The following is a 13,170-nucleotide window of genomic DNA, read 5'->3' on the forward strand; positions in this document are numbered from 1 at the left end:
TTAGGCGAGATTGCGCGGCGACTCCAGCATCTCGCGGTTATGATGGATATGGACGCCGGATCCTGCCGCGCCGACCGCGCGCGCCATGGCCGACGCGACGTCCGCTGCCGCTATGGCGCGGTACCGGTCGAACTGGCGCGGCGTCAGCGCGTTAGTGAGCGGACTGAGCGTGATTGCCAGCCGTTCGGCAAAGCGCGGATCGCCCGTCCGCTCCCCGACCAGCAAGCCGGGGCGGAATATGTCGAGCCGCTCATAACCCAGCGCCGTCACACTGGCCTCGGCGCGGCCCTTGGTTGCGATATAGAATGCCGACGATCGCGCGTCGGCCCCGACCGACGACACCATTATGAACTGCCGCGCCCCCGCCGTCCGGCCCGCAGTCGCCACCGCGACGACGGCGTCGTGATCGATCGCCGCAAACGCATCGCGCGACCCCGCCTTTGAGATGGTCGTGCCGAGCGTCGAAACTACGACGTGGGGCTGCATTTCGGCAATGACGCCCGGCCAGTCCTCGATGCGCGCCACCCGCTCTTTGCCGATGCCGGATGCGCGACGACCAACGACGATCAGGTCATGGCTTGCAAGTAATGGCGCCAGCAAACCACCGACCAATCCCGACGCGCCGAACAACATGATTTTCATGGGCTGACCTTAGCACCAGTTCAAACCGGCACCCAGTCCGCCCGCGTCATCGCGACCGGCGCTTTCGCGTCCCAATTGCTGTTGCGCCCGAGGATATCCGCGAGCGACCCCGTCGCTCTGATCTCGTCGAGCCCCCATTGCGTGAACGCCGCGACGCTGTTCACCGGATCGCCGTAGATATGCTTGCTGAGCAACGGATTGGTCATCGCCTGCGAAAACGCGTCGATCGCGACCATTTTCAGGATCAGGCCGGGCAGCGGCGAGTTCGCAACGCGGTCCTCGGCGAACAACCCGACATAAAATTCGAGCTCGTCCGGCGAGGCGTAGAGCAACGCCAGCGCGCGCTGGCGCGCTTCGTCGCGGGTGACGTCGCGGAACGATGCCGCCCGCTTCATGCCGACCAGCGCGCGGTAATCATTGTACGACGCGATGCGATTGGTCCGCGCCTGCAGGACGGCGTTCTTTTCCACCCCGACGAGGAAATCGGCACTGTTGCCCAGCCCCAGCGCCGCTGTCGGTTGCGCGGCGACATATTCGAACGCCTTGGCGAGGCCGGCCCCCAGCAACGGGGCATTGTTGAGCTGGAACATCCACGCGTCGACCGGCGTCGCGTTCCACACCGTCTTCTCCGGCACCAGCGAGTGCCAACGGTAAAGCAGGCTGAATTCGGCGGTGATCCAGTTGGGCCGGTTCCACCTTGCGCTCCACGCGCACGCAGGGTCGGCACGCAGCTTCAGGCCCGTCGGCGCGATGTGGTTGATATATTCTTCGACGACGATCTTGATGAACATCACGATGACGATGTTGCGCGCCACCTGAAAAACATGCTCGTCGTCCCAGCCGGGATGCTGGGCCTCGATCTTGCCCGCCAGCCGGTTGTGTTCGCGCAGGAACAGGGCGTTGATCATCGACACCTGCGCGGTCGCATTGGCGCGGTCGCCACCGACGGCGAACAGGGTCCGCTTCTGATCGGTCGACGCGTGGCTGATCCCCAGCGGTGCATCGAGCACGGGCCTGCCCTCGCCATCGAGAAAGCGCGGGTCGAATGATTCTCCGTCGACCAGATACAGGAAGCACGGCCATTCCTCGCCCTCGGCGTCGATCTGCGACAACAGGCGGCCCTTTTGCCCCTGCTGCTCGGAGCCGAGCCGCAGCACGCGGGTCTGTTCCTCCGTGCGCCCATAGAGCGGACTCTGGTCGATCTCGTGGTTCGAGGTGGTCTTGCGCCGGTCTTCCGGATCCTGGACATGGGTGCGAATAAAGCCGTCGGTCAGATACTGGGCAAAGGCGGGAAACAGGCACGTCGATTTCGGGCATTCGACCTGGTCGGGTCCGGTCTTGGCGAACAGCGCCGCCACCGCTTCGACTTCGGGCAGGTCGGGCAGGTCGCGCGGCGGCAGGTGGCGCGCCGACCAGCTCCGGTCGGTCAGCCCCTTCCAGCTGATATAGTCGCTGGCGGTACTCCACGGATGCGGGCGGTTCCGCGTCGAATTGACGACGTCGTTGATCGCGAAATTATTGACTGCCCGCGCAAACCACGGCCAGCGGTCGCCCAGCCAGTTCGCAAAATGGGTCAGGCGATTCAAGATCGCAGACATGCGCCGACTCTCCCCCGGGAAGTATCGGCAGAACGTAACACTTCGGGGACGGCGACGGAATGCTTTCGCGCGACTTAACCGACCGACCAGTCAGGCGCGGATCAAGGTCTCGCCGAACTTTACGCCGGTTTCGTCGGGGAACAGCGCCGCGCGCACGCGCACCGGGTCGAGTCCGTAGTGCTGCGCCAGCGCCGCGCCGATCAGCGTGTCGAGGCTGAGCGTCGGTCTCAGGTCGCGCCCCTCGAACAAATTCGCGTTCGACAATCCCGGCCAGTCCGCCACCACGCGCCCGCCCGCCACCGAGCCGCCGAGCAGCATCGCCGCCGAGCCGGTGCCGTGATCGGTGCCGCCGGTGCCATTGACCGCGACCGTCCGCCCGAATTCGGTCGCGACGATCACCAGCGTATTCGCCCATTGCGGCCCCAACCCGGTCTTCAACGCCGCGAGCAGCGCATCGAGGCCCTTCAGCTGTGCATTGAGCCGCCCTGCCTGTTGGGCATGGGTATCCCAGCCGCCGGTCTCGATCATCGCAATCCGCGTCGTCGGTCCCATCAGCAACCGCGCCGCGAGCGCACCAGTCGCCGCCGCGTTCTTGCCGCCTGCATCGCTCAGATCGCCGGTCATCGACCGCGTCGCCATCGCCTGCTGCCACAGCGGATGGAGTTGCGGGTCCGCCGCATACATCGCCGACACCCGCATCAGCAGATCGTCGGGCGCGTCGGGCAACGCCGACGGCGCATAGGACGCGACCTCGACACGCCCCCGCAACGCCGCCGGAACTGTCGAAGAAATCGCAATCGCTTCGGCGTGCGACTTCGGCAACAGCGCGAGGAAGCGGTTCAGCCAGCCGTCCTTCAACTGGTACGGCTGGGTGCCGCCCGTCTCCAACACATTCTGCCCGTCGAAATGCGAACGATCCCGGTATCGCGAGGCGACCGCGTGCGCGAAAAGCGCCTGCTTGTCGCCGAACATCCTTGCCGTCTCGACCATCGCCGGGTGAAGCGTGAACATCGTGTCGAGCTTCGCCCCGCCCGGAACCGCCAGGCTCCCGCGCGCTGCCGCAAAGCCCGGATCGCCGGTCGGCATGACGATATTCAGCCCGTCCGCCGCGCCGCGCTGGATGACGAACACGAAGCGCCGCTCGGTCGGGGCCGCCGCAAAGGCGATCCCGGGCAATGTCGCCAACCCGGCACCCGCCAGCCCCGAGCCGAGGACGCGGCGACGACCAATGGGCCTTCCGATCATCAGTTCCGACATCGCCTATCTCCGCATGAATTCGGGCGCGACCAGCACCAGCGCCAATCCCTCGACCGGGCTTTCCGCACGCCCGACCGCCGCCAGTGTCGCCGCGCTGCCGCCGCCCGGCAAGACCTTTGCGGCCAGCGCCCTCGGGTCGAACGCCGCACCCCCGGCCCGGGTTGCAAGCCGCGACGCCGCCTCGACCCGGCGCAGCAGGGCATCGGGTCCGGCCCAGCTTGCATCCAGATCGTCCCAGCCTGCGGGCGAACCGGGTTTCCACACCGGCTGGCCGAGCTGATTCATCAGGCCCGCGACCGCCTGTCCCTCGACCTGCTTCGTGCCGACCGCGCGCAAGGCAGAGATCGACCAGTCCCACGGTGTCTTGAACTTGGCCCCCGTCGCCGCAGTTTCGGGCGCGTCGATCAGGATGCGGTACAGCGCGGGCAAATCGCCACCGGTTTTCAGGAAAGCGTCCGACAGCCGCGCAACCAGCGCGGGCGGGGGCGTGTCGCCCGTGAAATGCCGCGCCAGCTTCGTCGCAATATGCGTTGCTGTCGCGGGCGAGGCCGCCAGATCGGCAAGCACGGCACGTGCCTGTCCCTCGCCGTCCTGGTCGTAGCGCCGCCCCATGATCGTGCGGGAGCCGGGCTCGTGCAGCGCGGGCGCGAACAGGAACGCACCCGGCTGTCCTTCCGCAAAGCGCGCCATCGGCCCGCGCGTGATGCCCGCGACGCTCCACCCGGTCATCGCGCGCGCGAACTCGGTGACATCGGCTTGGGTATAGCCCGTCCGCACGCCCAGCGTGTGCAGTTCCATGATTTCGCGCGCGAGGTTCTCGTTCAGCCCGATCTTGCGCCGCCCACGCGCCGCGACGGCGGTGCCCACGCGGCTGGTCGGCCCGATCGACTGCGCCTGGTCGAGATAGAGCAGCATCGCCGGATGCGTCTCCACCGCGAGCAGCATGTCGGCAAAACGTCCAAGCACATGCGGGCGGATCGCCTCGACCTCGAGCAGCCCGCCCATGCCGATCACCGGCAGCTTGTCGATCGAGATCGCGAAATGGTTCGCCCAGAAATGCACCATCCGCTCGACGAACGGCGCGGGGCTGGTCAGCGCGGCATTAGCGCGCGCGCCGACCAGCGCGATATATTCGCTGCGTGCCACCTGTCCCGCATATTTGCGCGACGCCTTCAGCGCCGCCTGCACGCTCTCGCCGGTGGGCGCGCCACCCGCATCCATCGCCATAGTGTCGGCGCGCGCGGCCTTGGCAGTACCTGCCCGGTTCCCGGGCCCACCCCCGAGCATCGCCACCTGCTGCCGATAGGCGCGCGTTTCCTCGAGATAATCGGCCAGCCCTTGCGCGACGGTGGCGCGCGTGGGTGCCGAGGCAAAGGCGGCGGGCCGGACATCGAAGCGGTCGAACTGCGCGAGAAGGGCACGGCGCGCATCGCCGACGGGCGCGTCATCGGGGCGAACCCCGAAACCGAAGCGATTAGCGGCAGTGGAGTAATCGGTCATGCGCGGACCTCGCAGAACAGTTCCGGTCGCTCAACGCACCAACGGTCACCGCCCTTCGCTGTTCCCGATCCATCCGGCTGCCCTGAGGCGGATAACCGCCGACCGTGCCACGGGGGCCACCACGCCGTTCGACAGACGAACGCGCATCGAGCGCGGCGTTCCCTCGACCGCGACAACTGCTTCCTCGGCAATCCACCACGACCGATGGATTTGCAGGCCGCTGGTCCGGGTGGCGCCGATGGCCTGCGACAGCGGCATCAGGAGCAGTTCGGACCCGCCCGGTCGATGCACCCGGACATAATGGTCCTCCATCTGGAGCGCGAGCACGTTCGTTTCCAAGGCGGGCGATACCGCGTCGTGCACGGGAACAGGCGATGTCTTTGATGACGATGCGCCGGTCCGCCTCAACCACAACGCCGCTCCCAGCATTGCCAGCAGGCCGATGGTCGCGGTCTGCGCGAACCAGAGCCAAAACGGCAAGGACAGGCGGGCAAGCTCCGGCCAGAGCCAGAAGGCTGCGGCTCGCGTGAACAGGGTTTGCGGGATGCTCGCGAGCAGCGCGGCACCGCTCAATACCGGCCACCACGCGATCGAACCGGCAGGAACCCGCGATTTGGCGATCCTGAACGCCGTTCCGTACAGCATGACGCCGAGCAGCGTCGAGGCGACCCAATAGCCCAGCCGACGACCCGCACCGTCGTTCAAATAAGTGCCGAACGGTCCCAAGGCCGCAAGGACCGCGCCGACAAGGATTGCCCCGCCGATCCAGTATAACGCCGAGACCAGCGGGCGAGACGGTGCCCGGTCGAGGGTGGCTGCCTGCGTCACGAGCCCACCTATAGCCCGACCCGCATGCCGCGCGAAGTCTAATCGCCCGTTCGCGAACCGCTTCGCCCATTCGCGTAATCGGGCTTCGGCAAGCTGCCGCAGCATGCGTAGCTCATATCGTCAAAACGGAGTTCGACATGTTTACACGTACCCTCGTCACGGCGCTCCTCGTCCTGACTGCGACACAGGCTCCTGCCCAAGGCCAGCAAGCGGGCTTCGAGCGCCGCGCCATGCCCGACGGCACCGAAGTCGGAATCTGGTATCCCGCTTCGGGCACGCCGTCCCGTCAACGCATGGGTCTTTATGCCCAGGACGTGGTTGTCGGCAGCAAAGCGCCCGACGGACGTTATCCGCTGATCGTAATGTCGCACGGCACCGGCGGCGATTTCGCGAGCCATGTCGACACCGCGACGGCCCTCGCTCGCGCGGGCTTTATCGTCGCGGCGCTCACCCATCCGGGCGACAACTGGCGCGATAACAGCCGGGCGACCCAGATCGCCGCCCGTCCACCGGCACTCAGCGCCTTGATTACCTACATGCTCGACGACTGGCAGGGGCATGCCGTCATCGACAGGGACCGCATCGGTGCCTTCGGTTTTTCGGCGGGCGGCTTTACGGTGCTGGTCGCCGCAGGCGGACGGCCCGATCTGTCGCGCCTTGCCGATCATTGCGCGCAACATCCCGCCTTCTTCGACTGTATGCTGCTCAGGCAACAACGACCGACCGCCTCGGCGGCACCGGCCGCTTCCGGGGATCCGCGGATCAAGGCAATCGTCGTCGCTGCGCCCGCGCTCGGCTTCGCTTTCGATCGCGCAGGCCTTTCAAAAGTCAGGCTTCCCGTGCAGCTCTGGCGCGCGGATGACGACCATATCCTTCCCGCGCCCCATTATGCCGATGCTGTCCGCGCCGCGCTTCCGCGCCGACCGGATTTCCACGCTGTACCGGGTGCCGGGCATTTCGATTTTCTCGCTCCCTGCGCCGACCCGTCCATCGTTCCGCAAATCTGCGGGAGCGCGGCGGGCTTCGATCGCACCGCGTTTCATGCGCGCTTCAATGCCGATGTCGTGCGGTTCTTTACGGCCAAACTGTCGCGGCGGCGGCGATAGGTCGTGCGGACCTCAAAACCCCTCCGGCATCTCCACATCCCCCACCACTTCCCGATACCGCGCAATCGCGTAGCGATCCGTCATCCCCGCGATGAAGTCGCCGATGTGGCGGCTGCGGGCGGGGTCGGCTTCGGGGAGGCTCTCGCGCCATTCTTCGGGCAACCGCGCCGGATCGTCGCGGTAGGCGGCGAACAGCCCCGCGATCAGTTCCTGCGCGCGATCGGCGACTTCGGTCTGGCGAGGATGGTGGTAGAGCTTGGCGTACATGAACGCCTTGAGCGCGCGCTCCTCCTCGGCCATGGTCGGCGAAAAGCCCGACAGCGCCATGCTCGCCGCGCGGACATCGGCGACGCTGGTCACCCCTGCCGCTGCCGTCCGCGCGCGGGTTTCGTCGATCACGTCGTTGACCATTGTCCCGATCTGTTGCCGGATCAGTTCGGCACGCAGCCGCCGGTGCGGGACATCGGGATAGCGGCGCAGCACCGCCGCCCAGCCGCGCGCGACCAGCGGCAGCGCGGCCAGTTCGTCGAAATCGAGCAATCCCGCGCGCAAGCCATCATCGATGTCGTGGTTGTCGTACGCAATGTCGTCGGCGACCGCCGCGACCTGTGCCTCGAGACTTGGCTGGCCGGTCAGGTCGAGCGCGAACCCGGCATCGACCTCCGCCAGTGCCCAGCCCGGCGTCGCGACCGGGCCATTGTGCTTGGCCAGCCCCTCCAGTGCCTCCCAGCTGAGATTCAGCCCGCGCCAGCGCGGATAGGGACTGTCGATCTGCGACAGCACCCGTAGCGTATGGCCGTTGTGGTCGAAACCGCCAACATCTTGCATCGCCGCTTTCAGGGCATCCTCGCCCGCATGGCCGAACGGCGGGTGGCCGATGTCATGGGCAAGACACAGGGCCTCGGTCAGATCCTCGTCGAGGCCGAGCGCGCGGGCGATCGTCCGCCCGATCTGCGCGACCTCCAGGCTGTGGGTCAGGCGCACCCGGAAATGGTCGCCGTCGGGGGCGACGAACACTTGCGTCTTGTGCCGCAGCCGCCGGAAACTGATCGAATGGATGATGCGGTCGCGGTCGCGCTGGAACGCGGTGCGGGGACCGCGCGTCTCGCCGGTGACCTCGAAATGCTGGCGGCCACGACTGAGCGCCGAATCGCTCGCGAGCATCGCCAGCGGCTTCATTTGCCGATTTTCTCGACTTCCTCGCCGGCGTCGCTGCTGAACGTCATCGCGCTGACCCCGTTCTTGGCGAGCTTGCCGACCAGTTCGCGCGCCGCCGCCGCCGACTTCATCGGGCCGACAAGAATGCGGTTGGTCGCCTTATAGGGCGCGGACCAGCCTGACAGGCCCTTCATTGCCGCCTCATTGTCCGACCGGATGCGTTTCAGCGTGATGCCTAGGCCGCTGTCATTGCGCCCGGTTGCGACCTGGACCCAGAGGCGCGGCGGGTTGCGCTTGGCGGCAGCCGCTTTTTCGGCGGCCTCGCGCTTTTCGGCTTCCTCGGCAGCCGTCTGTGCGGCGAGTTGCGCCACTTTCTTTTTCGCCGCAGCCCGCGCGGCACGCAGTTCGGCTGCACCTGGCAGCACCACGGTCGATTCGGTCTCGCGTTCGATGCCGTCGAGGAGGCCCGCAAGGCGCGAAACCGGCGTCGTCGAAGAGGTCGGGATCGGTGCAGCGGCCGGTTGGGGAACGGGATCGGTCGCAATCGGGGTCGTGACGGACGGCGTTGCGACGGGTGACGGCGTTGCCGACAGCGTTGCAGCAGGCGGGCCGATCACGGGCGGCGTTTCGAATGCCGGACCGGTTGTCGCCACCGATGACGGCGGCAGTTCGGCCTTGGCGATCTGGACCGGCGCGATGGGTGCAGGGATCGGAGTCGCGGTGACCGACTCGGGCGGCGTGGCAACCGTTGCTGTAGGCATCGCAGGTGCAAGCGCGACCTGTCCGGCAGACGGCGGGCCGACCAGCGGACGCGCGGTATCGGGCGGTGGCAGGGTCTTGCCGGCCAGTCGCACTACCTGCCCCGTATCGCCCCGCGCCTCGGGCGGCAGGCGTGCGGGATCGACCGGGCCAATCCGCCCGCCGACGCGCCCCCGCGCAACGCCCGGCTCGGTTTCGGTCGAAAAGCCCGGGGCCGGTTTGTCGATCTGCGGCAGGACTGGCGCGGATGTCGCCACCTCGCCACCCGGCCGGCGACGCGGGGCGGACGAATCCGCCTGCGCCACGCGCACCGGCCGGGTATCGACCGCGCGCGGGCCGAGCGGTTCGCCTGCCGGGATCAACCCGCTGTCGCCCGACACGACCGGCGGACGCGTCAGCCCCTGCGCCGAAACCAGTCCCCCGGCCGACGACAGCGACGAGGAGGGCGATGGCGGCACCGCGCCGAGAAACGGATCTCCCGTCTGCACGGTCAGCTGCGTCCCGTCGGTCGGCACCGTACCGAAATTCACGGCATGCGCGCGCTCTGCCGGGTTGAGCGAGGCCAGCCGCGACAGCAGCGGCGACATGGCATTCGCCATCGCCGGGACCATCAACTGGCGCGCAACTCCATTTGCGCCCGACACATCGCCGTTCATCGCCATGATGAACGCCCGCGCGCGCCACGCCCCCTGATCCTGCTTGCGGAGCAGCGGATCGAGCATGGCCATCGCCCCTGCCCGGTCGCCCGAAATGCCCAGCGACAGCGCGTAACGCCGCACCAGCTCGTCGTCGCGGCCCAGAGAACCTTGGCGCGTCATCGCCAGCGCATAGTCGCGCTGCGCCCGCCGGCTGTCCCCGCGCAGGTCGTAGGCAAGGCCGCGATCGCGCGCGACTGCCGCTTCGGGCACGCCCATCGACACCGCTTCGGCAAACAGGCGCAACGCGTCGTCGGGCCGCTCGATCATCACCAGCGACGACCCCAGCCCTGCCTTCACCCGCCCGCTCGACGGGGCGATGTTTTCGGCACGGGCGTAGAAACCCAGCGCCGCATTGGCATCGCCGACGTCGAGCGCTGCCTGTCCCGCGCCGAGCAGCGCATCGATATCGCGCGGGCTGCCCGCGAGCACGCGGATGTAACGCCCCAGCCGCTCGACCGGATCGTTCGGATCGGGAATCGGCTGCACAAGCGTTTGCGCCCAGACGGGCGAGACCGGGCCGACGACGGCCGTCGATACGAAAAACGCGGCGGAGAGCAGCCGTCGCGACACGGCGGGCAGGCATGTCATATTGTTACGCAGCTAATGCCCCCCGCACAGCGCGGCAAGTTGCAACCGCGCTGTCCCCGAACGCAGTTGCGCCGGTCCGCCCCTGCAAAGGGACGAAACCGGCGCAAAACCTTACCGGGGACTGTCCCCTGCCAAGGCGAAGAGGGACAGTCCCCAAGTGGGGACAGTCCCTTTCACCTGAAAGCTATTGGTTGTTCTGGCGGTTGAGGAAGCGCGGGATGTCGAGCGGATCCGCCTTGGCTTCGGTCTCTTCCGGCTTGATCGCGGTGCGCGCAATGTTCGACATCCGCTCGAACAAGGTCGCGCCTGCCGGTGCCTGCGTTCCAGTGGCAGCTTGTGCCGCTGGATCGGGCGTCAGCCAGCGGCTACCACCCGACGTCTGGGGCATCGGGTTCGACGCGATTTCCTGGTCGAGCAGCAATTCCTCGCCCTCGTCGGCAGCGGCCGTCTCGACCGTCGCCACCGCATCGTCTTCGAAACGGACCGGTTCGGCGACAACGGGCTCGTCGAGCGTATCTTCGACGGGTTCGGCCATGTCGGTCAGTTCGAGCGGCTCCGGCGCTTCGAGCATTACAGCGGCTTCAGGCTCGGCTTCGGCGGCCGGCTCTTCGACCGGCTTCAGCGTCATCACCGGTGCCTTGGGCTTCAGGCCCGGAAAGGCGAAGACGCGCGCAGGCTCGGGTGCCGTCGCAGCATCGGCCTCGATACCCGTGGCGACGACCGAGACGCGGATCTTGCCCTCGAGATCGTTGTTGAACGCCGAACCCCAGATGATGTTCGCGTCGGGATCGACCAGTTCCTTGATGTGCGACGCCGCTTCGTCGACTTCCATCAGGCGCATGTCCTCGCCGCCGACGATCGAGACGATGACGCCCTTGGCACCCTTCAGCGACACGCCGTCGAGCAGCGGGTTGGCGATCGCCTTTTCGGCAGCTTCGATCGCGCGGTTGTCGCCCGATGCCTCGCCGGTGCCCATCATCGCCTTGCCCATTTCGCCCATCACCGAACGGACGTCGGCGAAGTCGAGGTTGATCAGGCCCGGCATGATCATCAGGTCGGTGATGCCGCGCACGCCCTGTTGCAGGACTTCGTCGGCCATCTGGAACGCCTCTTTGAAGGTCGTCGACGGATTGGCGATCAGAAACAGATTCTGGTTGGGAATGACAATCAGCGTATCGACATGCTTCTGCAGCTCGGCGATCCCCGCCTCCGCCGATTTGCCGCGCCGCGACCCTTCGAAGGCGAAGGGCTTGGTTACCACGCCGACGGTCAGGATGCCCTTGTCGCGCGCCGCCTTGGCAATGATCGGGGCTGCACCGGTGCCGGTGCCGCCGCCCATGCCTGCCGCGATGAAGCACATATGCGCGCCTTCGAGCGCCTTTTCGACGTCGATCAGCGTCTCTTCAGCGGCCGCCTTGCCGATTTCGGGCCGCGAGCCCGCGCCCAGACCTTGCGTGATCTTGAGGCCCAGCTGGATGCGCCGTTCGGCGGCACTGGTGTTCAGCGCCTGTGCGTCGGTGTTGGCGACAATGAAGTCGACCCCCTGCACGTTCGACGCGATCATGTTGGCAATGGCGTTGCCGCCCGCACCGCCGACGCCGATGACGGAAATACGCGGACGAAGCTCATCGACTTCGGGCGGCATGAATTCGATGCTCATCGACTGGTCCCCTTATATATGGTGGAAGCGTTGCATTTTGCCCCCAACCCCTTGTGCTCAACACGATTCCTTCTTGAATCACCAAAAGCGTTAACGCGCAAGCGGGTTTTTTCAGTAGCCATAGCGAAAAGCCGCCATCAGCCGTTTGATCAGGCCGCCGCCCGCCGCGCGCGTCACCATCTGGTCCGACGCAATCGAGCGCAGGTCCATCGGGTCCGACGCTGCATAGTGGATCAGACCGGCGAGCGTTGCGAAACCCGTGCCGCTATGCGCTTCGGGCAGGCCGTTCAGCCCGCGCGGTCGCCCGAGGCGGACGGCGCGGCCCAGCGCCCCCTGCATGTAATCGGCAAGGCCTTTCAGCTCTGCGCCGCCGCCGGTCAGCACCACCTGGCGTCCGACGGGACCGCCGAAGCCCAGCTCCTTCAGCTCGCGGGCGATCTCGCCGACGAGATGGTCGAGCCGCTGGCGAATGACCGAGATCAGCTGCGCGCGGGTGATGCGTCCAGCCTCGCCTGCGTCGTCCTCGGACGACATCGGCGCGACCTCGATCATGTCGTGGTTGTCGCGGGGGGAAGTCGTTGCCGAACCATAGAAACACTTCATCCGCTCGGCCTGCTGCCGCCGCGTGCCGAAGGCCGATGCAATGTCGTCGGTGATGTCGGCACTGCCGAACGGGATCGACGCCAGGCCGACCAGCATGCCGCCCGCGAACAGCGATACATTGGTCAGCCCCGCACCGATTTCGACCAGCGCCACCCCCAATTCGCGCTCCTCGTCGCTGAGGCACGCCATGCCGGTCGCAACCGGCGACGCGATGATCGATTTCACTTCGAGATGCGCCGAGCGCACGCACAAGTCGAGATTGCGGACCGGCGACCCGTCGGCCGCGACGACATGGATATCGACACCCAGCGTATCCGCGTGCAGCCCCAGCGGCTTCTTCACGCCCTTCAGCCCGTCGAGCGTGTACAGCGTCGGTTGCGCGTGGAGCACCATCCGTCCCTCGGGATCGATAGCATTGCGGCCGTGCGTCAGCAGATTGTCGATATCCTCCTGCTCGACCCGGTGCCCGCCCAGCTCGACTTCGACCGAAGCCAGATTGCTGACCAGCCCGCCCGCCGAGAAGCTGACCCAGACGTCCTCGATATTGGTCCCTGCGATGCGTTCGGCCTGTTCGACTGCCTCGCGCACCGACCGCTCGGTGGCGTCCATGTCGGCGATATAGCCGCGCCGCACGCCCTTGCTCTCGCGCTGGCCGGTACCGAGCACGTTGATTTCGCCCTCTTCGCCCCGCTCGGCGATCAGCGCGGAAACTTTCCACGACCCGATATCGAGTGCGGTGATGAGACGGTCGGGACGCGGTTGGGCCATGGGGA

The 13,170-nt window shown here is 67.1% G+C and carries 10 protein-coding genes; 1 reads left to right on the plus strand and 9 read right to left on the minus strand.

The features are described 5' to 3' along the window. The 5 genes from M0209_RS10120 to M0209_RS10140 form a co-directional block, all read right to left on the minus strand. Entirely contained in the window at positions 1-642 is a 642-nt protein-coding gene (locus M0209_RS10120) for an NAD-dependent epimerase/dehydratase family protein (RefSeq protein WP_258888152.1), read from the minus strand. Between the two features lie 20 nt (positions 643-662). Continuing rightward, on the minus strand, positions 663-2,240 hold the full coding sequence (locus M0209_RS10125; RefSeq protein WP_258888153.1) for a peroxidase family protein: 1,578 nt from the start codon (positions 2,238-2,240) through the stop codon (positions 663-665). A 90-nt stretch (positions 2,241-2,330) separates the two neighbouring features. Beyond that, on the minus strand, positions 2,331-3,497 hold the full coding sequence (locus M0209_RS10130; RefSeq protein ID WP_258888154.1) for a DUF1501 domain-containing protein: 1,167 nt from the start codon (positions 3,495-3,497) through the stop codon (positions 2,331-2,333). A gap of 3 nt (positions 3,498-3,500) precedes the next feature. Next, positions 3,501-4,997: a DUF1800 family protein gene (locus M0209_RS10135; RefSeq protein WP_258888155.1), complete on the minus strand. Its 1,497-nt coding sequence runs from the start codon at positions 4,995-4,997 to the stop codon at positions 3,501-3,503. Between the two features lie 45 nt (positions 4,998-5,042). Continuing rightward, the gene (locus M0209_RS10140; RefSeq protein ID WP_258888156.1) at positions 5,043-5,825 is read right to left on the minus strand and encodes a LytTR family DNA-binding domain-containing protein; all 783 of its coding nucleotides are present in this window, start codon (positions 5,823-5,825) and stop codon (positions 5,043-5,045) included. A gap of 137 nt (positions 5,826-5,962) precedes the next feature. On the opposite strand from M0209_RS10140, the gene M0209_RS10145 reads away from it, so the two are divergent. Continuing rightward, positions 5,963-6,931 carry a dienelactone hydrolase gene (locus M0209_RS10145; RefSeq protein ID WP_258888157.1) on the plus strand — a complete coding sequence of 323 codons (969 nt, stop codon included), beginning with the start codon at positions 5,963-5,965 and terminating at the stop codon, positions 6,929-6,931. 12 nt (positions 6,932-6,943) lie between these two features. Here the strand turns inward: M0209_RS10145 and M0209_RS10150 are convergent, their stop codons facing one another. From M0209_RS10150 to ftsA, 4 genes are all read right to left on the minus strand, one after another. Next, the gene (locus M0209_RS10150; protein ID WP_258888158.1) at positions 6,944-8,110 is read right to left on the minus strand and encodes a deoxyguanosinetriphosphate triphosphohydrolase; all 1,167 of its coding nucleotides are present in this window, start codon (positions 8,108-8,110) and stop codon (positions 6,944-6,946) included. Further along, positions 8,107-10,134 carry a tetratricopeptide repeat protein gene (locus tag M0209_RS10155; protein WP_258888159.1) on the minus strand — a complete coding sequence of 676 codons (2,028 nt, stop codon included), beginning with the start codon at positions 10,132-10,134 and terminating at the stop codon, positions 8,107-8,109. Before M0209_RS10155 ends, M0209_RS10150 begins: the two co-directional genes overlap by 4 nt. 184 nt (positions 10,135-10,318) lie before the next feature. Then, positions 10,319-11,794, minus strand: a complete 1,476-nt coding sequence (gene ftsZ / locus M0209_RS10160) for a cell division protein FtsZ (RefSeq protein WP_258888160.1) — start codon at positions 11,792-11,794, stop codon at positions 10,319-10,321. 111 nt (positions 11,795-11,905) lie between these two features. Next, positions 11,906-13,165, minus strand: a complete 1,260-nt coding sequence (ftsA, locus tag M0209_RS10165; RefSeq protein ID WP_258888161.1) for a cell division protein FtsA — start codon at positions 13,163-13,165, stop codon at positions 11,906-11,908. Positions 13,166-13,170: the final 5 nt, after the last annotated feature.

Source organism: Sphingomonas sp. SUN039 (genome assembly GCF_024758725.1).
Lineage (GTDB): Bacteria > Pseudomonadota > Alphaproteobacteria > Sphingomonadales > Sphingomonadaceae > Sphingomonas_O.